This window comes from Pseudomonas avellanae BPIC 631, from assembly GCF_000444135.1.
Taxonomy (GTDB): Bacteria; Pseudomonadota; Gammaproteobacteria; order Pseudomonadales; family Pseudomonadaceae; genus Aquipseudomonas; species Aquipseudomonas avellanae.
This window is the reverse complement of sequence record NZ_ATDK01000248.1, coordinates 1-18,558: the sequence shown is the minus strand read 5'-3', so window position 1 is coordinate 18,558 and position 18,558 is coordinate 1. Positions and strand designations below refer to the sequence as shown.

Genomic DNA, 18,558 nt, shown 5'->3' with positions numbered 1-18,558 from the left:
TACTGTTTTCGAAAAAACCAGCTACTAACTAACGTAAAATTCAAATTTTATCAATAACTTAGGTTGCAGGACACGGGTAAATTATTTCGCAAACAGTACACTAGCGTACTGCCCTCTACATATTTTGCCCTCTTACACTGCTCCTCACGGCCAACCGTACAAGCCTTATGAATTGAAAGCCCTGTGGAGCCCACCTCAAGCGCAGTCCCTATATACGTTCCTCTCTTGATCCATTTAGAGGCTTTGGCTACGCCAGATACCTTGTCAGCGTATCCTGCGATTTCTCCTGTGTGCATGTAGCTGCTGGTTGAAAGCCCGAGCAGTCTTTTGATCGAGCCTTCGTTGCGCAGCCCGGATCCATACGCCAGAAAATTATTGAGCAGTTTATCAAGCTTCATGAACAGTTCTGATCGTTTGGCGTAGAACGCGTCTCGTTGGGTCATCGTGCCGGAGCCCATGTGTTCCCGGTAGAGCTTTTCGATATCCTGGAGCGATTTCTTGATCTCTTCCATATGCTTGGCCCAGCCATCACTCGTGGCGCCTATGCCCATGGATGTGTAGGAGATCGCCTGCTTAAGCAACTCAAAGTTCTCAAGAAAAAAGTCATCCCCACCAGCGCCATTGACCAGCAACGCCGTATGCACCTGCGCAGCCTTGGCCATCAGGAACGCTTCTTGAGCAGTGGACGACGGGGTAGACGCGTCCCCGACGATGACCATCTCACCGGGCAGGACGACGCCGCCCGAGATGTGGGAATTGAGGGCGACGAACTTGGCCTTGCTGTTCTTTGGCAGCGCAAGGTTCGTTTTCAGAGAGTCAAAAGTCTGTGTTCTGGGGTTTATGAACGATCGTGCTTCGGCCATGGTCATGCCTCACGAGTACTTTTTATTATTGATCCGGTCCCAACCGCCGGCCACGTTACCGCCCGCTGTGCCATCGACACGTTTCTGCAGGGTGTAGGTGGTTTTGATGCGGCCGTAATTGAGCTGTACGATTTCGATAGGGATGCCGGAGCTCGCGCTCTGTGTGTAGTCGGCGATGATGACTTCCTCAAGCACCACTTCGTAGTATTTGAGCTTGTCGGTGCCTGCGCGTCAGAGTACCAGCTTGACTTCCTTGAGGTGCTGGCCTGCGCAGCTGGCTTCCATGAGCTGGCAACTGGCGCTGTCGAGGTATTTGGTAAATGTGAAGTTGGTCATGGTGGTACGACCGGATGAAGCGCCGCCCGAGGAGCTGGCAGTGGCGGAGGTGCTTTGATTAACGCCGAAATTATAGCCGGTGATTCCGATCCATTTGCTGTACTTCTCGTCCAGCGCCTCGCCCGGGATGTCTGCTATCTGAATAAAAGCATCGAAAGCCATATGAACCTCTCCTTGGTAATCAGTGGTGCTGCTTGGTGATTTTGCGATGAGTGGCTATGACAGCAAATTTCTACATTGGTTTCAAGGCGCAGCCGGTGTTTTTGAACGCAATGTCTAATTGTGCGTTTAATGCATAAACGTCAAACATGAAAAAGCCCGACGCGTTGCGCGTCGGGCTTCTTTAGTTGTCTCAGTTACATTGCTTTTTCGTTCTTCTCGCGCTGTTCGCAGGTCATGAAACCTTTGTTGGTCACACGGCCGTCGCTGTTGAAGCTGACGTGGTAAACCTGTTTGTGGCCATCTTTGTTCATGACGTAGTTGTTGCAGGTGCCAGCGTTGACCTTACGCTCGATGGTCGTCGAAGGCTCGCCGCCGATGGTCAGGACCTGCTGGCGCGTCATGCCGTTTTCAACCTGCTTGACCAGTGGTTCGTTGCGATAAGTGACGTAGTCCACCGGGTTTTGCACGGTTGTGTTGCTGCAGCCAGCCATCGTTGCCAATACAAAGGTCGCCGCGAAGATTTTCTTGTACATCGTTATTGCTCCACATGTCAGAGCCGGTATTGGCCCGGTAGCGCTTGGAGCAGTAAACGGGGAGAAGAGTTCGAAAAAAAGATGGCGATACGGCAGTACCTCTTGCGGCAAGCTGGCCCTTTGAATATTCGCTCGCACGTTCGCGAAAGGCCGAGGTCAATCTGATGGCACGGTCGGCCACTTCAGTCCGACCCTGGGCTCGGTCATCGGTAAGGTTTTTCAGACCGTAGTTCGTTAATCAGCCGATCCTCAGTGACGGTCAGGAAGATGCGATGAGCGATAAAGAACTGTACGAAATCGAGTACACCTTGCTGGGCGAGCACCACGTAGACGTTATCGAGAATCTGGATGTGCCCATCATCGAAGTGGTGCACGAGCTGGCGCTCAAGCACCATGTCGAGCTGGACGATCTTTCAGCCGGTGACGCCGGCATGCCTCACGCTGCCGGAATTACCGACGTGTCGATTCATAGCCTGGAGGGCAGTGAAGGCAGCGCGACTGCTTAACGTGCTTTTGACCGCAGCGGAGTCGTCCAGCGTTCTGCGAGGACGACTCCGCACAGGGTCAGCGCTCCGCCTATGAGGTGGTAAAGCGCCAGTTGTTCGCCCAGCGTCGCCGCTGCAATCAATGCTGTGGCAATCGGCATCAGGTTGAAGAACAGCGTCGTACGGCTGGGGCCCAGGCGCATGATGGCGGTCATCCACAGCCACGGCGCGAGCATGGGGACGTAGGGATCGCCGCATACAGCACCATCGGGATGTTGCTTGCGTTCAGGCCGGTTTTCGACGACAGGATGAACGGCGGCAGCAACACCAGAATCGCCAGCAGGATCTGCACGTATAAAAGCTGCAACGGCGGCAGGCGCAACTGCCACTTCTTCAACAGTGTGCTGTAAACCGCATACGACGCCGCTGCCACCAGCACCATCGCATCGCCTCGATTGACGCCATGTTCGATCAATTGGGCAGGATTGCCCGCCGACACCACAACCACCACGCCTGCGAACGACAGAATCGCCCCCAATAGCGCGCCAGAGGTCAGATGGTTGCCCAGGCAGGCTATCGACAGCCCCAGCGCCATCATCGGCACCAGCGACTGAATGATTCCCATGTTGGTGGCGGTCGTGAGACCTGCTGCGAAATACGCCAGGCTTTGATACATCGCGGTGCCGAGCACGGCGAGGACGAAAATCTTGCCCAGCAGCGGTTTGATCGCAGCACGGTTTGCCCAGACCGGTTTGATCATGAAGGGCGTGAACAGCAAACCTGCCAGCGCCCAGCGATAAAAACCTATTTCAGCCGGAAAGATCACCCCGGCCGAAGCCTTGGTGACAGCCGTATTGACCGCCCAGATGAGCACGGTGATCAGTGGAAAAGCGTATTGCATGAGAGGGTCGTCGTCAGAGCGAGGCGTAATTATCCGCCTGTTGGCCGCGAATGCCAGCGGCAATGCGTGATGCGCCGTCATCTCTCGCAACAGCTTGACTACACTTGATTGCAGCCTGTGCCGTCCGGCGCAGTGGACGTGGAGAGTGGATCGATGAACAAGCTCGGTATTCCTTTGTTGCTTGTGGGCCTGATGGTGTCAGCTCAGGGGTTCGCTGCCACCGCGCAGCAGAACAAGATGACCACTTGCAATGCTGACGCCAGCGCCAAGACGCTCAAGGGGGATGAGCGCAAGGCGTTCATGAGCACGTGCCTGAAAGCTGCGCCGCCGCCAGCGGCCACTCAGCAGGACAAGATGAAAACCTGTAACGCGACGGCGGGCAGCCAGGCGCTCAAAGGTGACGCGCGCAAGAGCTTCATGAGCGATTGTCTCAAGAAGAAATAATTTTTCGACGCCAGCCTTCACCACGAGCAACAGGCGCGGGTGCAGTAAACACTGTACTTTCGCGCCGTTATCGAGCCTATCATCGGGCCGAGGGTCGCGCCTTGTTTTTTCCTGCTTTCGGATCACTGGTTCTCGGTTGAGAAGGCTGGCAGACTGCCCACCTTCCTTGTGTTGCCCTCTGAGGGTCTATGCCAACGTTTTCTGCGCGTCAGGTCTTAATCGCCAGCTGGATTCTTGTGTTTGGCGGTCTGTTGGCAGTGTTGCCGTTCAAGTTGCTGCCCAGTCTGCTGGCCGGTCTGCTGGTCTTTGAGCTGGTCAACATGCTGACTCCCAAGTTACAGCGTCTGATCTCCGGCGAGCGTGCGCGCTGGCTGGCGGTGGCGTTGCTGGGCACGATAATCGTCAGCCTGCTGACGCTGATCTTTGCCGGTGCCATCAGCTTTGTGCTGCATGAAGCCGAAAATCCCGGCGCCTCGCTGGACAAGTTCATGACCTTGGTGGACCGTGCCCGTGGTCAGTTGCCACCGTTTATCGATGCTTACCTGCCTGCCAGTGCGGCAGAATTTCAGGTGTCCCTCGGGCAGTGGCTGCAGAAGCATGTGGGTGAGCTACAGCTGATCGGCAAGGGCGCGGCGCATATGTTTGTCACCATGCTGATCGGCATGGTGCTGGGCGCGATCATCGCCTTGCAGCGCATTTCCGCGGACCATGTGCGCAAGCCGCTGGCAGCCGCACTGTTTGATCGTCTGTATCTGGTCAGCCGCGCGTTTCGTAATATCGTATTCGCCCAGATCAAGATTTCCCTGCTCAATACGGCGTTTACCTCGGTATTCCTGGCTATCGTCCTGCCGCTGTGCGGGATTCACCTGCCGCTGACCAAGACCCTGATCATCATGACCTTCCTGCTCGGCCTGTTGCCGGTGGTGGGTAACCTGATGTCGAACACGCTGATCTTCATTGTCGGCATGTCGATCTCGATCTGGGTCGCCCTGGCTGCGCTGGGTTATCTGATCGTGATCCACAAGGTCGAGTATTTCCTCAATGCGCGCATCGTCGGCGGGCAGATCAATGCCAAGTCGTGGGAGTTGCTGCTGGCGATGCTGCTGTTCGAAGCCGCATTCGGCCTGCCGGGTGTGGTGGCGGGGCCGATTTATTATGCGTATCTGAAGAGCGAGTTGCAGAAGGAAGGGTTGGTTTAAGGCTGATGTGATATGGCTAGCTGACTGACTGAGGCCGGTACAGTCCTCAGAAACAGGGCGTTTGAACCATCGCCTTCGCGAGCAAGCTCGCTCCCACAAGGCCACAATAGCGCACAGCAATGAGAGGTGTCCGAGAGAACACCTCTGGTGGTGCCCTAGCCGTAACGCTTCTTCGCTTCAATCGCCAAACCGCTGCCGATGCTGCCGAAGATGTTGCCTTCGACGTGGCGGGCGTTGGGCAGCATGGCCGAGACGCTGTTGCGCAGCGCGGGGATGCCGCTTGAACCGCCGGTGAAGAACACCGTATTGACCTGCTCGACACTTACGCCTGCATCGTTCAGCAATTTCGTCACGCTGTTGCGCACCCGCTCAAGCTGGGCGTCGATGGCAGCCTCGAACATCACCCGGCTCAGGTCCACGCTCAATCCTGCTTCCACCCGGTCCATCGGCAAATGGCGGTTTTCGGTGTGGGTCAGCTGAATCTTGGTTTCTTCCACTTCCATGGCCAGCCAGTGCCCGGCGCGCTGCTCGATCAGCTTGAACAGGCGATCGATGCCGCCGGTGTCTTCGATGTCGTAACGCATGCTGCCAAGTGCCAACTGGGATTTTTGCGAGTACACGGCGTTGATGGTGTGCCAGGTCGCCAGATTCATGTGGTGGCTGGTCGGCATGTAGGCGCCACTTTTCATTCGGCTGCCGTAGCCGAACAGCGGCATCACGCCTTGCAGGCTCAGCTGTTTGTCGAAGTCTGTACCGCCAATGTGCACACCGCCGGTGGCCAGGATGTCCTGCTCGCGATCAGCGTGTGTGCGCCGCTCGGGCGACAGGCGTACCAGCGAGAAGTCCGACGTACCGCCGCCGATGTCGACGATCAGCACCAGTTCTTCGTTTTCGATGGTGGACTCGTAATCGAACGCCGCCGCGATAGGTTCGAACTGAAATGAGACGTCCTTGAAACCGATCTTGCGGGCCACTTCGGACAGCGTATCTTCGGCTTCCTGATCGGCCTGTGCGTCGTCATCGACAAAGTGCACGGGGCGGCCAAGCACGACCTGTTCGAATTCGCGCCCCGCAGTGTTCTCGGCGCGCTTCTTGAGTTCGCCGATAAACAGTGCCAGCAGATCCTTGAAGGGCATCGCCGTGCCCAGCACGCTGGTGTCGTGCTTGATCAGCTTGGAGCCCAGCAGGCTCTTGAGCGAGCGCATCAGGCGGCCTTCATAGCCCTCCAGGTACTCGTGAAGCGCAAGGCGGCCATACACCGGGCGGCGCTCTTCGATGTTGAAGAACACCACCGAGGGCAGGGTGATCTTGTCGTCCTCCAGCGCGATCAACGATTCCACGCCGGGTCGTTGCCAGCCGACAGTGGAATTGGACGTGCCGAAATCGATACCGCAGGCACGGGCCGGGGATTGGTCATTCATGTCTTTTACGTTCCAGTCAAAAAACGGCCGCGCAGTTTATGCCAGTGCGGGCAAATTGCGTAGCGCGACACGTCGCTTATATTTGCCGGGCGGTATTTGCTGCCAACACTTGAACTGAGGCCGCTCACCCCCAATCTTGAAGGTATTCTCGGTAGACCAGCTTGTTGAACACTCGACCCGCCTGTAAATGCGGCTGGCTACCTGTATATTTTCGACGTTAGGTAATCCAGATGCCTCGTGACAGAGGGAGCTGGGCGCGTGACGCCAGCGTATCTGGCTTTGCCGGATAATTCGGATGGGTGATCGTTACATGGATTTCAAAGACTACTACAAGATACTTGACGTAGAGCCGGCTGCTGACGACAAGGCGATCAAGACCGCCTATCGCAAACTGGCGCGCAAGTATCACCCTGACGTCAGCAAGGAAGCCGGCGCCGAAGACAAGTTCAAGGAAGCGTCCGAAGCCTATGAAGTGCTCAGCAGCCCTGAAAAGCGCGCCGAGTACGACGAACTGCGCAAGTACGGTCGGCAGGGCCGTCCGTTCCAGACGCCACCTGGCTGGCAAAGCCGTGCAGGCGCGGGCGCAGGCGGATTCGAAGAAACAGCGGATTTTTCCGAGTTTTTCAGTTCCATTTTTGGTGGCCGGCCACAGCAGGGCGGGCGTACCCGTAACCCGGGCCGCAAGGGGCAGGACGTGGAGATGGAACTGGCGGTCTTTCTGGAAGAAACCCTGTCGGGCGAGTCCAAGCAGGTCAGCTTCAAGGTGCCTCAGCACAGCCCCAACGGCCAGCGCATGGGTGATATCACCAAGACCCTGAACGTGAAGATTCCGGCGGGTGTCGTCGATGGCGAGCGTATTCGTCTCAAGGGCCAGGGCGCGCCGGGTATAGGTGGCGGTGCCAATGGCGATCTGTACCTGATCATTCGCCTGGCGCCGCACCCGATGTTCGAGGTCGAAGGCCATGATCTGGTCATCACCGTTCCACTGGCGCCGTGGGAAGCGGTGTTGGGCACCAAGGTGGCGTTGCCGACCCTGACCAGCAGGATCAACCTGACCATCCGCCCTGACAGCCAGAACGGTCAGCGCTTGCGGATCAAGGGTAATGGTTTGATGAACAAGAGTGGCGAGCGGGGTGATCTGTACGCCCAACTGAAGATCGTCATGCCCAAACAGACCGATGAAGCGGCACGTGCGCTCTGGCAGAAACTGGCCGACAGTGCTTCGTTCGACCCTCGGGCGCAGTGGAAGGGCTGAGCAGGCAGTTGCTCAGCCTGGCCTGATCTGCCGGATCAGGTTCTCGGCAGCACCACGGTAAACGTGGTGCCATCGCCGATGGTTGATGTCACCGTGATGCTGCCGCTGTGGGCGTTGACCACTTCCTTGACGATAAACAGGCCCAGGCCCAGGCTGGTCGAGGTGCTCTGGGTGTCGCTCTCTTCGCGAATGCAGCGTACCAGCGGGTCGAAAATCGTGCCGATGGCGTCTTCTGCGATCGGTTTACCTTCGTTGTGAACCCTCAGTTCGACGGTGTTCTGACCGCCACTGATCGACACGGTGATTTCATGGCTGGCCGCACCGTGCTGCAAGGCGTTGCCAATCAGGTTCTGCAGCAACTGACCTATTCGTGCGTTGTCCCAATGACCTTTGGTGTCGCCCTCGACCTTCAGCACCGGCGCCGAGTTCGGTTGCCCGGCGCAGGCTTCTTCGATGGCCTCGCGGCAGGCGGTCGCCAGGTCCATGTGCTTGCGCTCGACCGGCAAACCCGCGCCCAGACGGCTGCGCACGAATTCAAGCAGGTCGCTGACCATCGAACCCATATGGCGCGTACTGGTCTTGATGCGCGAGATATAAGCCTCGGTTTTCTCATCAGCCGGTATTTTGCGTACGAGTAATTCGGTGGACATGCTCACGGCCTGCAGCGGTGCGCGCAGGTCGTGGCCCAGAATCGCCAGAAAGATATCCCGCGAGCGACCCACTCGTTCAGCGTAAGCCGCAGTGGATTCGGCGAGCGCCTCATCGATAGCCTCATTGAAGCGAATCACGTCCTGAAAGTCGGCCGGCTGTGGCGCATCCAGGCTTTCGGCCCACAGACGAATGACGCTGGCACGCAAATGGCGGAACTCGGACGTCATCTGCACCAGATCAAAGCCGACTTCGTGGCGCAGTTCACCGTGGCTGCTGGCGGCTTCGTCCAGGCTTGGGGTCTTGTTCAACTCCTCGCCCCGAGCCTTGGCGATCTCCTCGCTCTTGCTCTGTGCGGTTTTCATGTCCCGGGCCGCAGCCAGCAGAATCGACCTGGCGTGGTCACGCAGCTCCAGCTTGCTCATTGAATCTGCAGCAGGTTTCAGGGTTCTGGCGAAGTCTTCCCATTCATCGACAATACGATCCACATGAACAACGATGAATTCGGAAAGGCGCATGGCCGATTACCTTGCTGGAGAGGCGTGACGAAAGATGGCGCATATTATCGCCTTTACAGGGCACGACAAACAGAGTGTTTACTGTCATTTCTGTCAGTAGACGCTGATTGTGGTCAGCAGTAGCTTGGCAATCGGGCTCACATTTGGAGATTGACCATGTTGAAGACAGAATTCACAGCGTTTGTCGAAGAGCAAATAAAGCTGGCCGAGGAGATACTGGCCGATGGAAAGGTCAGCAAACGGGACGATATGGCAGAAGGAAAACTCACGTTTTTCCGTGCCTTGCACCGGGTTTTACGGGGCGAAAAAATCAGTCAGGACCTCGGTATGCTGGACGCCATCAACGATACATTGCAGGCATTGGAGGTACTGAAATCCAAAGAAACGTTCCTAGGGCGTATTGAGCCCTCAACGCCTTGATCTACGTCGTGCCCAGAAGCTGGAGGCTCTACAGAGCCCCCGCTTCAAATACTTTCCTAAAACAGAAAATACCGCTGCGCCATTGGTAGCACGTCCGCAGGTTCGCACCACAGCAACACACCGTCGGCCTTGACCTGATAGGTCTGCGGGTCGACTTCGATGTCCGGCAGGTAATCGTTGTGGATCAGGTCTTTTTTCTGCACGGTGCGGCAGCCTTTGACCACGCCTATCTGCTTCTTCAGGCCCAGCGTTTCCGGCACGCCTGCGTCGAATGCGGCCTGGCTGATGAAGGTCAGGCTGGTGGCGTGCAGCGAGCTGCCGAAGCTTGCGAACATCGGGCGGTAATGGACCGGTTGCGGCGTCGGGATGGAAGCGTTGGCGTCGCCCATCAGGCTGGCGGCGATGGCACCGCCCTTGAGGATCAGGGTCGGTTTGACGCCGAAGAACGCCGGGCGCCAGAGCACCAGGTCTGCCCATTTGCCCACTTCAATGGAGCCCACTTCATGGCTGATGCCGTGGGTGATCGCCGGGTTGATGGTGTATTTGGCGATGTAGCGCTTGGCGCGGAAGTTATCGTTGCCTGGGCCGTCCTGCGGCAGCGGGCCGCGCTGTTTCTTCATTTTGTCGGCGGTTTGCCAGGTGCGCATGATCACTTCACCAACCCGGCCCATGGCCTGGCTGTCGGAACTGAGCATGGAAAACGCGCCCAGGTCGTGAAGGATGTCCTCGGCGGCTATGGTCTCGCGGCGAATGCGGCTTTCCGCGAAGGCCACGTCTTCGGCGATGCTCGGGTCCAGGTGGTGGCAGACCATGAGCATGTCCAGGTGCTCGTCGATGGTGTTGCGGGTGAACGGCCGGGTCGGGTTGGTCGAGCTGGGCAGCACGTTTGGCGAGCCGCATGCCTTGATGATGTCCGGCGCATGGCCGCCACCGGCACCTTCGGTGTGGTAGGTGTGGATCGTGCGGTTCTTGAACGCTGCCAGGGTGGTTTCGACAAAACCTGACTCGTTGAGCGTATCGGTGTGAATCGCGACCTGCACGTCATATTCGTCGGCAACGTTCAGGCAGTTGTCGATGGCGGCCGGGGTGGTGCCCCAGTCTTCGTGCAGTTTCAGGCCGATAGCGCCGGCCTTGACCTGTTCGATCAGCGGGCCGGGCAGGCTGACGTTGCCCTTGCCGGTGAAGCCGATGTTCATCGGGAACGAGTCCGACGCCTGGAGCATGCGCGCCATGTGCCACGGGCCGGGCGTGACGGTGGTCGCGTTGGTGCCCGTGGCAGGGCCGGTGCCGCCGCCGATCATGGTGGTCACGCCGCTCATCAGCGCTTCTTCTATCTGCTGCGGGCAGATGAAGTGGATGTGCGTATCGACGCCGCCAGCGGTAAGGATCATGCCTTCGCCGGCAATGACTTCGGTGGCGGCGCCCACGGCAATGGTCACGTCCGGCTGAATGTCCGGGTTGCCGGCCTTGCCGATGGCTGCGATACGGCCGTTCTTGATGCCGACGTCAGCCTTGACGATGCCCCAGTGGTCGATGATCAAAGCGTTGGTGATCAGCGTATCAACCACGTCGGCGGCCAGCAGTTGACCCTGGCCCATGCCGTCCCGGATGACCTTGCCACCGCCGAACTTCACTTCTTCGCCGTAGGTGGTGAAGTCTTTCTCGACCTCGATCCACAACTCGGTATCCGCCAGGCGAACCTTGTCGCCAACGGTGGGGCCGAACATGTCGGCGTAGGCTTGTCGGCTTATCTTCATCTCTCGTACCTTGGATTCAGAGCTGCAAGCTACAAGCCGCAAGCTGTAAGTTTTCAAAGCGACCAGCGGTTAGCTGCAAGTCGTTAGTAGTTAACGCCTTTGATTCTGGCCGGAGGCCGTGGGAGCGACCGGGGCGGCGATCCGCATTGTTCGCGAAAGGGTCGGTATGATCCCGAAAATGCATCGTTTGAAACACCGTCTTCGCGAACAAGTTCGCTCCCACGCCCCTTGGGCAGAGGCCTGAACGCTCCGTATTCCGAGCTTGTCAGGGCTTGTGTATAACGATGAGCGCGGAGCTTAGGAACGATATTCAAAAAGGCATCAATCCAGCTCCCCCATCACCCGCCCGGCAAACCCGTACACCTTGCGCAATCCCGCCAGGTCCACCAGCTCGACTTCGCGTGACTGGCCCGGTTCGAAGCGCACGGCGGTGCCGGCCGGGATGTTCAGGCGCATGCCGCGGCTGGCGGCGCGGTCGAAGGTCAGCGCGTCGTTGGTTTCAAAAAAGTGGAAGTGCGAGCCGACCTGAATCGGCCGGTCGCCGCTGTTGGCGACGGTCAGGCTGTGGGTGCGGCGTCCGGCGTTGAGTTCTATTTCGCCGGGTTGGATCTGGTATTGACCAGGGATCATGTCGGTTGCCCCAAGGTTTTGAAATAAATGGCGGTCGGTCGATAGCGACCGTCCGGTGTGGCGCAGTAATCCGGCAGCTCACCCACGCGGTGGTAGGCCAACGAGCGATAGAACGCCTCCGCTGTAGAGCCTGCCTCGGTGTCTAGGTGCAGCAGCCCGCGCTTGAGCTTCACAGCGGTCTGTTCCACCTCATCCATCAGTTGCCTGCCCAAGCCACGACCTCGCGCAGTGGGCAGCACCATCAGCTTTTGCACCTCGGCACGGTTCAGCCCGTTGGGCTTCTGGCACAGAGACAACTGCGCGCTGGCAAGCACGTTCGCGTTTTCAGCCACCACCCACAGCAGCAGGCTGCCAGCGGTGATATCGGCCTTCAGCCCGTCGCACCAGGCGTAAGCCTGCTCCATGTCGAGATCGGCCATGAAGCCGACCGAGGCGCCGTCATGGACCGTGTCGAACAGCAGCTGCGCCAGGCCATGGCGATAATGCGCGAAGCTTTCAGCAGTGACACGTCGCAGTTGTGCGTGGTTCATGGCGTGCTCTCTAGAGTGATTGAGGCGCTTGTGAGGCGGGCGCGCAAGCACCGGGCGACAGGTCGAGCTGCATGAAGGTCAGGTCCAGCCAGCGGCCGAACTTGGTGCCGACCTGCGGCATCTGCCCGGTGGTCTTGAAGCCTAGACGATCGTGCAGAGCGACGGAGGCAGCGTTGCCGCTTTCGATGGCCGCGACCATCATGTGCTTGTCGCAGGCGCGGGCGCGTTCGATCAACTCAGCCATCAAACGCTGCCCCAGGCCTTTGCCACGTTGGTCGGCGCGCACGTAGACCGAATGCTCGACCGTATGGCGAAACCCTTCAAAGGGCCGCCAGTCGCCAAACGACGAATAACCCAGCACCTCGCCTGCGCTGTCGACAGCGACCAAAATCGGGTAAGCCTGGGCCTGACGAGATGCGTACCAGGCCTGGCGATTGGCGAGATCGACCGGCTGTTCGTTCCAGATGGCCGTGGTGTTGAGCACCGCATCGTTGTAGATGGCCAGAATACCCGGCAGATCGTAGGCCATCGCATCGCGAATCAGGTCTTGCATGCTCACTCCCTCAGGCGATCGGCTGATGCACGGTGACCAGTTTGGTGCCGTCCGCAAAGGTGGCCTCGACCTGGATTTCCGGGATCATTTCCGCAATGCCTTCCATAACCTGATCGCGGCTCAGCAGCGTGGTGCCGTAGTGCATCAGGTCGGCGACGGTCTGCCCGTCACGCGCGCCTTCCAGCAATGCTGCGGAGATGTAGGCCATGGCTTCCGGATAATTGAGCTTCAGTCCGCGCGCCAGACGCCGTTCAGCGACCAGTCCTGCGGTGAAAATCAGCATCTTGTCTTTTTCGCGTGGCGTCAGGTCCATAGGGTTTCCGCTTCTTCAGGTTCGGTGGGTGATTCACGTGCGTCAGCCCGTGAATGCAGCCTGGGACGCAGAGCGTCCAGTCATCAATCAGGTGTTCCAGATTCTCGGCGTTACCGCCTCGCGGCCCAGCAGGGCAGGGCGCAGGCGCTTCCAGATTTCTATCAGCCAGGCTCTGGCGTGAAGGGCTTCGTCGGCCAGGCAGCGCGCGACGATCAAGCCGGGCATTCCCGGAAAACCGGGCAATTGCGTCAGGTTACCGCGTACCGGTTTGGGCATCGACAGCGAGCGGCAGTCTTCAAGCAGGTCGCTGCTCACGTCACCGGTCAGCAGCAACGTGGCGAACACCGTTTTGCCGTCCAGCCCGATGGGCGAGTCCAGTAGCCCGTCGTCGCCGATGATGCGTTGTCGCTCGTGCCAGAGCAATGTGCCGTCACGGCGGATATCCAGATGCGATTGAAAGTGCCCGTGCTCGAAACGCTCGCCACTGGCCGGACGCCCCAGCGCCACGACGTCCCAGTAGCATAGCCGGGCATCGCCGTGCAGCTCGATGCTAGTGCTCAGCTCTGCCTGGGCGTTGCTGAACACGATGGTTTCCTGCGGCAGCCACTCCAGCGTCGCGCCGGGCTGGACATGCAGCTCCAGTTGCTGAAACGCCGGGCTGGCTGCGCGATACCATTTGGCCGCGCCCGGGCTGGTCAGTTGCGCCCAGGCATCTGCGCCAACATTGACTGAAATATCCAGCCGGTCGCCCCCGGCAATACCGCCCGGTGGGTGAACGATGATGTGCTGGCACACCTCAGGCCCTTCGGCATACAGGTGTTTTTGCACCCGCAACGGGCCTTTGTGGCGACGCTGGGTCGGGCGCGTGCAGTCATCAAAACGGCCATAGCCCAGCTCCAGCTCGGCGTGCCAGCTGGGTGTGAACAAGGCGGTGTGGGCAGGCAGATTCATGGCGTCTTCATTGCTTTGTCGAGTGCTGCACGATAACGGATTGGCGCATCAGATGGTGACCAGACCGCGAACACCCTCGGCCTCCATGTTTTCGCCCCGACCCTGCTGAACGATCTCGCCCCGTGACATCACCAGATACTGATCGGCCAGTTCCGCGGCAAAATCGTAGAACTGCTCGACCAGCAGAATAGCCATGTCGCCGCGCTCGGCCAGCATCTTGATCACCGCGCCGATCTCCTTGATCACCGAAGGCTGAATGCCTTCGGTGGGTTCGTCGAGAATCAGCAAGCGCGGGCGACTCGCCAGCGCCCGGCCAATCGCCAGTTGTTGCTGCTGGCCACCGGACAGATCGCCGCCACGGCGATGCTTCATTTGCAGCAGCACCGGGAACAGCTCGTAGATGAACGCCGGCACCTCTTTGGCTTCAGAGCCCGGAAAGCGCGACAGGCCCATCAACAGGTTTTCCTCGACCGTCAGCCGCCCGAAGATCTCCCGACCCTGGGGTACGTAAGCAATACCGGCATGCACGCGTTGATGCGGCTTGAACCCGGTGATGGCCTTGCCTTCCCACTGCACCGAGCCTTCCTTTGAAGGCAGCAAGCCCATCAGTACGCGCAACAGCGTGGTCTTGCCGACACCGTTGCGGCCGAGCAGGCAGGTGACTTCACCGACCTTCACATCAAACGAAAGACCGCGAAGGATGTGGCTGCCGCCGTAATATTGGTGGAGCTTTTCGACCTGGAGCATGGTGGGTCCTTTTTTGAGCTGCAAGCTACAAGTTTCAAGCGGCAAGAAAGAGCAGCATGCTGCCTTTGCTTCTAGCTTGCCGCTTGCAGCTAAAAGCTTGCAGCTGGGCGCTAGCGCCCCAAATACACTTCAATCACGCGTTCGTCGGCCTGTACGTCGTTCAGCGAACCTTCGGCCAGTACGCTGCCCTGGTGCAGCACGGTGACGTGGTCGGCAATCGAGCCGACGAAGCCCATGTCGTGCTCCACCACCATCAACGAGTGTTTGCCCGCGAGGCTCTTGAACAGTTCGGCGGTGAATTCGGTTTCGGCGTCGGTCATGCCTGCCACCGGCTCATCGAGCAGCAAAAGTTGCGGGTCCTGGACCAGCAGCATGCCGATTTCCAGAAACTGCTTCTGACCGTGGGACAACAAGCCCGCCGGGCGATGCATCGAGGGGGTCAGGCGGATGGTTTCCAGCACTTCGCTGATTCGGTCCTGTTGCTCGCCTGTCAAGCGTGCACGCAGGCTGGCCCACACCGACTTGTCGGTCTTCTGCGCCAGCTCCAGGTTTTCGAACACGCTCAGGGCCTCGAACACCGTGGGTTTCTGGAATTTGCGGCCAATCCCGGACTGGGCAATCTGCACCTCGCTCATCTGCGTCAGGTCCAGTGTTTCGCCGAACCACGCTTTGCCGTGGCTGGGCCGGGTCTTGCCGGTAATGACGTCCATCAGCGTGGTCTTGCCCGCGCCGTTGGGGCCGATGATGCAACGCAGTTCGCCTACGCCGATGTACAGGTTCAGATCGTTCAGCGCCTTGAAACCGTCGAAACTGACACTGATGTCTTCAAGGGTCAGGATCGTGCCATGCCGCGTGTTCAGCCCTTTGCCAGCGCTTTTGCCAAGGCCTACCGCGTCGCGGCTGGTGCCTGCGTCGGAGTTGGGGGCCAGTATCGGCTCAAGCATGAACGAGGGCGTCGGAGTGGTTTTCATTGCTCGCTCCTTTTCTTCAGCAAGCCGATCACGCCCTTGGGCAGGTACAGCGTGACGATGATGAACAGCGCGCCGAGAAAAAACAGCCAGTATTCCGGGAAAGCCACGGTGAACCAGCTCTTCATGCCATTCACCAGACCGGCACCCAGCAGCGGGCCGATCAACGTGCCGCGACCACCCAGCGCCACCCACACAGCGGCTTCGATGGAGTTGGTCGGCGACATTTCGCTGGGGTTGATGATGCCGACCTGCGGCACATACAGGGCTCCGGCCAGACCGCACAGCACTGCGCTCAAGACCCAGACGAACAGCTTGAAGCCGCGCGGATCGTAACCGCAGAACATCAGGCGGTTTTCCGCGTCACGCAGCGCGGTCAGCACCCGACCGAACTTGCTCTGTGCCAGTTTCCAGCCGATGTACAAACTGGCGACCAGCAGCACCACCGTAGCCAGAAACAACGTGGCTCGGGTGCCTTGCGAGCTGATGCCGAAGCCCAGAATGCTGCGAAAATTGGTGAAGCCGTTGTTACCGCCAAAGCCGGTTTCGTTGCGAAAGAACAGCAACATGCCGGCAAAGGTCAGCGCCTGGGTCATGATCGAGAAGTACACGCCCTTGATTCGCGAGCGGAAGGCAAAGAAACCGAACACCAGCGCCAACAGGCCCGGTGCCAAGACCACCAGGCACATGGCCCAGAGAAAACTGTCGGTGCCTGCCCAGTACCACGGCAGTTCGGTCCACGACAGGAAGGTCATGAATGCAGGCAGGCCGTCACCCGCGGCCTGGCGCATCAGGTACATGCCCATCGCATAGCCGCCCAGCGCGAAAAACAGGCCGTGGCCCAGCGACAACAGCCCGGCGTAGCCCCAGACCAGGTCCAGTGCGAGGGCGACGATGGCGTAGCAGAGAATCTTGCCCACCAGCGTCAGGGTGTAGGCCGACACCTGAAAACTGTTATCGGCCGGCAGAAGCGACAGCAGCGGCAGTGCCAACAGCACGACCAGTACCACAATGCCCACAGCCAGCGTGCCCTTGGGGCCAACCTTCTGTGCGGCGGTTACCATCAATGGCTGGCTCATCAGTCGATCACCCGTCCTTTCAGTGCGAAGAGGCCTTGCGGACGTTTCTGGATAAACAGAATGATCAGCGCCAGGATCAGGATCTTGCCCAATACGGCGCCGATTTGCGGTTCGAGAATCTTGTTGGCGATACCCAGCCCGAAAGCCGCCGTCACGCTGCCGGCCAGTTGCCCGACGCCGCCGAGCACCACCACCAGGAACGAGTCGATGATGTAGCTCTGACCGAGGTCAGGGCCGACGTTGCCGATTTGGCTCAGGGCAACGCCGCCCAGACCTGCAATGCCTGAGCCCAGCCCGAACGCCATCATGTCAATGCGCCCGGTCGGCACGCCGCAGCAGGCGGCCATGTTGCGGTTCTGGGTCACGGCGCGCACGTTCAGCCCCAGGCGGGTCTTGTTCAGCAGCAGCCAGGTCAGCAGCACCACGAACAGCGCGAAGGCGATGATCACGATGCGGTTGTATGGCAGCACCAGATTGGGCAGCACCTGAATCCCGCCGGACAACCACTCCGGGTTGGCAACTTCGACGTTCTGCGCGCCGAATGTCAGCCGCACGGCCTGGATCAGCATCAGGCTGATGCCCCAGGTGGCGAGCAGGGTTTCCAGCGGGCGACCGTACAAGTGGCGAATCACTGTGCGCTCCAGCGCCATGCCTATCACGGCGGTGACAAAAAACGCCACTGGCAGCGCGATCAACGGGTAGTACTCGATCGCGCCCGGCGCATAGCGCTGAAACATCAGTTGCACCACATAGGTTGAATACGCGCCCAGCATCAGCATTTCGCCGTGGGCCATGTTGATCACGCCGAGCAGGCCGAAGGTGATCGCCAGCCCCAGTGCCGCCAACAGCAGAATCGAGCCCAGCGACATGCCGCTGAACGCCTGACCGAGAACTTCGCCGATCATCAGCTTGCGATTGACCTGTGCCAGGCTGGTTTCAGCGGCAATGCGCACTGACGCATCGGTTTCGACGCCCGGCGCCAGCAGCGACTCAAGACGGGTACGGGCCAGCGGGTCGCCGGTTTCGCCGAGCAGGCGCACTGCCGCCAGACGCACCGTGGGGCTGGAGTCAACCAGTTGCAGGTTGGCCAGCGCCAGGGTCAGCGCACTTTTAACGCTGGAATCGGTTTCGCTGGCTACGCGCTGGGTCAGCAGATCCAGTTGCGCGGGGCGGGCGCTTTTTTGCAGTTGCAGGGCGGCTGCAAGACGCAGCCTGATGTCGGCCGCCAGCAACTGGTGGCTGGCCAGCGCGGTATCGACCAGGCCGCGCAGCCGGTTGTTCAGGCGCAATTTGCGCGGTTCATCAGGGGTTGGAGCGTCGTTAGCCGCAGGCGCATTCGCATCCACTGCCACGTATTTGTCGTTGTTTTCGATCCACGCGCGCTTGCTGCTGTCAGCGGCAACACGGCCATCGCGCAGCGCTTCCAGCAATTCGACGCGCTCCGGGACCGGGCTGGCCGCCCAGGCTTCCAGTAGATCTGCCTGTTGCGAAGAACCGGCTGCGGCAAAATCACTGGCATCGCTGGCCTGAGCTGCAAGGGGCAGCAGCAGGCTGATGGCAAGGATGAAACGGTAGAAGTAGGAAGGCATATCAATATGGCCTTGATTGAGTGGGGCGCCGTCTGCTCTTGATTCTGGCCGAAGGCTGTGGGAGTGAACTTGTTCACGAAAGGGCCGTTACATTCACTGAAGATGTATCGTTTGAACAGCCGCCTTCGCGGACAAGTCCGCTCCTACAAAAAATGCGTTCCACCCTGAGGCCGAGCGAACGTGTGCGTACGACTAGGGTCTGTTCCCGTTTCCACGTAACCCATTGATCCCTATGAGAACAGGCCCGTATTGTTGG

Annotated in this window: 18 protein-coding genes and 3 pseudogenes; 5 read left to right on the top strand and 16 right to left on the bottom strand. The window is 59.3% G+C overall.

Features of this window, described 5'->3' with window-relative positions; all coding sequences use genetic code 11:
• Positions 1 to 98: 98 nt before the first annotated feature.
• The 3 genes and pseudogenes from DW49_RS0114060 to osmE form a co-directional block, all read right to left on the bottom strand.
• Positions 99 to 863: pseudogene (locus tag DW49_RS0114060) on the bottom strand (hypothetical protein); the annotation flags it as partial.
• A 9-nt stretch (positions 864 to 872) separates the two neighbouring features.
• Positions 873 to 1,361: pseudogene (locus tag DW49_RS1000000132090) on the bottom strand (Hcp family type VI secretion system effector).
• A gap of 194 nt (positions 1,362 to 1,555) precedes the next feature.
• Positions 1,556 to 1,894 (bottom strand): osmotically-inducible lipoprotein OsmE, encoded by a 339-nt coding sequence (osmE, locus tag DW49_RS0114050; protein ID WP_005620771.1) that lies wholly within the window; start codon positions 1,892 to 1,894, stop codon positions 1,556 to 1,558.
• A gap of 272 nt (positions 1,895 to 2,166) precedes the next feature.
• Here osmE and DW49_RS0114045 point away from each other — a divergent pair, with 272 nt between their 5' ends.
• Positions 2,167 to 2,400: a hypothetical protein gene (locus tag DW49_RS0114045; protein ID WP_005620768.1), complete on the top strand. Its 234-nt coding sequence runs from the start codon at positions 2,167 to 2,169 to the stop codon at positions 2,398 to 2,400.
• Here DW49_RS0114045 and DW49_RS01000000128385 read toward each other — a convergent pair.
• Positions 2,397 to 3,280, bottom strand: a pseudogene (locus DW49_RS01000000128385) (DMT family transporter). The gene DW49_RS0114045 and the pseudogene DW49_RS01000000128385 sit on opposite strands and share 4 nt — an antisense overlap.
• 153 nt (positions 3,281 to 3,433) lie before the next feature.
• Here DW49_RS01000000128385 and DW49_RS0114035 point away from each other — a divergent pair.
• Both DW49_RS0114035 and DW49_RS0114030 read left to right on the top strand, forming a co-directional pair.
• On the top strand, positions 3,434 to 3,724 hold the full coding sequence (locus DW49_RS0114035) for a PsiF family protein (protein ID WP_003376394.1): 291 nt from the start codon (positions 3,434 to 3,436) through the stop codon (positions 3,722 to 3,724).
• Positions 3,725 to 3,912: 188 nt separating this feature from the next.
• Positions 3,913 to 4,923, top strand: coding sequence for an AI-2E family transporter (locus tag DW49_RS0114030; protein ID WP_003376396.1), 1,011 nt, complete (start codon positions 3,913 to 3,915; stop codon positions 4,921 to 4,923).
• Positions 4,924 to 5,078: 155 nt separating this feature from the next.
• On the opposite strand, the gene DW49_RS0114025 is transcribed toward DW49_RS0114030, so the two are convergent.
• Complete coding sequence (locus DW49_RS0114025; protein ID WP_005620765.1) at positions 5,079 to 6,344, bottom strand: Hsp70 family protein; 1,266 nt, start codon at positions 6,342 to 6,344, stop codon at positions 5,079 to 5,081.
• Positions 6,345 to 6,654: 310 nt separating this feature from the next.
• Here DW49_RS0114025 and cbpA point away from each other — a divergent pair, with 310 nt between their 5' ends.
• Positions 6,655 to 7,599, top strand: a complete 945-nt coding sequence (cbpA, locus tag DW49_RS0114020) for a curved DNA-binding protein (protein ID WP_003376401.1) — start codon at positions 6,655 to 6,657, stop codon at positions 7,597 to 7,599.
• A gap of 35 nt (positions 7,600 to 7,634) precedes the next feature.
• Here the strand turns inward: cbpA and DW49_RS0114015 are convergent, their stop codons facing one another.
• Positions 7,635 to 8,765, bottom strand: coding sequence for a sensor histidine kinase (locus tag DW49_RS0114015; protein ID WP_005620761.1), 1,131 nt, complete (start codon positions 8,763 to 8,765; stop codon positions 7,635 to 7,637).
• Positions 8,766 to 8,921: 156 nt separating this feature from the next.
• On the opposite strand from DW49_RS0114015, the gene DW49_RS0114010 reads away from it, so the two are divergent.
• Positions 8,922 to 9,185 (top strand): hypothetical protein, encoded by a 264-nt coding sequence (locus tag DW49_RS0114010; protein ID WP_024420963.1) that lies wholly within the window; start codon positions 8,922 to 8,924, stop codon positions 9,183 to 9,185.
• A 56-nt stretch (positions 9,186 to 9,241) separates the two neighbouring features.
• On the opposite strand, the gene ureC is transcribed toward DW49_RS0114010, so the two are convergent.
• From ureC to urtB, 10 genes are all read right to left on the bottom strand, one after another.
• Positions 9,242 to 10,942, bottom strand: a complete 1,701-nt coding sequence (gene ureC / locus DW49_RS0114005; RefSeq protein WP_005620759.1) for an urease subunit alpha — start codon at positions 10,940 to 10,942, stop codon at positions 9,242 to 9,244.
• A 321-nt stretch (positions 10,943 to 11,263) separates the two neighbouring features.
• Positions 11,264 to 11,572, bottom strand: a complete 309-nt coding sequence (locus tag DW49_RS0114000; RefSeq protein WP_024420119.1) for an urease subunit beta — start codon at positions 11,570 to 11,572, stop codon at positions 11,264 to 11,266.
• Complete coding sequence (locus tag DW49_RS0113995) at positions 11,569 to 12,102, bottom strand: GNAT family N-acetyltransferase (RefSeq protein WP_003376412.1); 534 nt, start codon at positions 12,100 to 12,102, stop codon at positions 11,569 to 11,571. The genes DW49_RS0114000 and DW49_RS0113995 overlap by 4 nt, the downstream gene beginning before the upstream one ends.
• A gap of 10 nt (positions 12,103 to 12,112) precedes the next feature.
• Positions 12,113 to 12,655 carry a GNAT family N-acetyltransferase gene (locus tag DW49_RS0113990; RefSeq protein ID WP_005620756.1) on the bottom strand — a complete coding sequence of 181 codons (543 nt, stop codon included), beginning with the start codon at positions 12,653 to 12,655 and terminating at the stop codon, positions 12,113 to 12,115.
• A gap of 10 nt (positions 12,656 to 12,665) precedes the next feature.
• On the bottom strand, positions 12,666 to 12,968 hold the full coding sequence (locus DW49_RS0113985; protein WP_003376415.1) for an urease subunit gamma: 303 nt from the start codon (positions 12,966 to 12,968) through the stop codon (positions 12,666 to 12,668).
• Between the two features lie 87 nt (positions 12,969 to 13,055).
• Complete coding sequence (locus DW49_RS0113980; protein ID WP_005620754.1) at positions 13,056 to 13,919, bottom strand: urease accessory protein UreD; 864 nt, start codon at positions 13,917 to 13,919, stop codon at positions 13,056 to 13,058.
• Positions 13,920 to 13,967: 48 nt separating this feature from the next.
• Positions 13,968 to 14,666, bottom strand: a complete 699-nt coding sequence (gene urtE / locus DW49_RS0113975; protein ID WP_024420118.1) for an urea ABC transporter ATP-binding subunit UrtE — start codon at positions 14,664 to 14,666, stop codon at positions 13,968 to 13,970.
• A gap of 110 nt (positions 14,667 to 14,776) precedes the next feature.
• Positions 14,777 to 15,637 carry an urea ABC transporter ATP-binding protein UrtD gene (urtD, locus tag DW49_RS0113970; protein ID WP_003376420.1) on the bottom strand — a complete coding sequence of 287 codons (861 nt, stop codon included), beginning with the start codon at positions 15,635 to 15,637 and terminating at the stop codon, positions 14,777 to 14,779.
• A complete protein-coding gene (urtC, locus tag DW49_RS0113965) occupies positions 15,634 to 16,713 on the bottom strand; it encodes an urea ABC transporter permease subunit UrtC (RefSeq protein ID WP_005620749.1) in 1,080 nt (359 codons plus the stop codon). The genes urtD and urtC overlap by 4 nt, the downstream gene beginning before the upstream one ends.
• Positions 16,713 to 18,302 carry an urea ABC transporter permease subunit UrtB gene (gene urtB / locus DW49_RS0113960; RefSeq protein WP_005620747.1) on the bottom strand — a complete coding sequence of 530 codons (1,590 nt, stop codon included), beginning with the start codon at positions 18,300 to 18,302 and terminating at the stop codon, positions 16,713 to 16,715. Before urtB ends, urtC begins: the two co-directional genes overlap by 1 nt.
• Positions 18,303 to 18,558 lie beyond the last annotated feature (256 nt).

What these genes read in the sequence shown, in the direction of transcription:
- osmE (WP_005620771.1), bottom strand. Translation starts at nt 1,894, where the DNA reads ATGTACAAGAAAATCTTCGCGGCGACCTTTGTATTGGCAACGATGGCT.
- DW49_RS0114045 (WP_005620768.1), top strand. Translation starts at nt 2,167, where the DNA reads ATGAGCGATAAAGAACTGTACGAAATCGAGTACACCTTGCTGGGCGAG.
- DW49_RS0114035 (WP_003376394.1), top strand. Translation starts at nt 3,434, where the DNA reads ATGAACAAGCTCGGTATTCCTTTGTTGCTTGTGGGCCTGATGGTGTCA.
- DW49_RS0114030 (WP_003376396.1), top strand. Translation starts at nt 3,913, where the DNA reads ATGCCAACGTTTTCTGCGCGTCAGGTCTTAATCGCCAGCTGGATTCTT.
- DW49_RS0114025 (WP_005620765.1), bottom strand. Translation starts at nt 6,344, where the DNA reads ATGAATGACCAATCCCCGGCCCGTGCCTGCGGTATCGATTTCGGCACG.
- cbpA (WP_003376401.1), top strand. Translation starts at nt 6,655, where the DNA reads ATGGATTTCAAAGACTACTACAAGATACTTGACGTAGAGCCGGCTGCT.
- DW49_RS0114015 (WP_005620761.1), bottom strand. Translation starts at nt 8,765, where the DNA reads ATGCGCCTTTCCGAATTCATCGTTGTTCATGTGGATCGTATTGTCGAT.
- DW49_RS0114010 (WP_024420963.1), top strand. Translation starts at nt 8,922, where the DNA reads ATGTTGAAGACAGAATTCACAGCGTTTGTCGAAGAGCAAATAAAGCTG.
- ureC (WP_005620759.1), bottom strand. Translation starts at nt 10,942, where the DNA reads ATGAAGATAAGCCGACAAGCCTACGCCGACATGTTCGGCCCCACCGTT.
- DW49_RS0114000 (WP_024420119.1), bottom strand. Translation starts at nt 11,572, where the DNA reads ATGATCCCTGGTCAATACCAGATCCAACCCGGCGAAATAGAACTCAAC.
- DW49_RS0113995 (WP_003376412.1), bottom strand. Translation starts at nt 12,102, where the DNA reads ATGAACCACGCACAACTGCGACGTGTCACTGCTGAAAGCTTCGCGCAT.
- DW49_RS0113990 (WP_005620756.1), bottom strand. Translation starts at nt 12,655, where the DNA reads ATGCAAGACCTGATTCGCGATGCGATGGCCTACGATCTGCCGGGTATT.
- DW49_RS0113985 (WP_003376415.1), bottom strand. Translation starts at nt 12,968, where the DNA reads ATGGACCTGACGCCACGCGAAAAAGACAAGATGCTGATTTTCACCGCA.
- DW49_RS0113980 (WP_005620754.1), bottom strand. Translation starts at nt 13,919, where the DNA reads ATGAATCTGCCTGCCCACACCGCCTTGTTCACACCCAGCTGGCACGCC.
- urtE (WP_024420118.1), bottom strand. Translation starts at nt 14,666, where the DNA reads ATGCTCCAGGTCGAAAAGCTCCACCAATATTACGGCGGCAGCCACATC.
- urtD (WP_003376420.1), bottom strand. Translation starts at nt 15,637, where the DNA reads ATGAAAACCACTCCGACGCCCTCGTTCATGCTTGAGCCGATACTGGCC.
- urtC (WP_005620749.1), bottom strand. Translation starts at nt 16,713, where the DNA reads ATGAGCCAGCCATTGATGGTAACCGCCGCACAGAAGGTTGGCCCCAAG.
- urtB (WP_005620747.1), bottom strand. Translation starts at nt 18,302, where the DNA reads ATGCCTTCCTACTTCTACCGTTTCATCCTTGCCATCAGCCTGCTGCTG.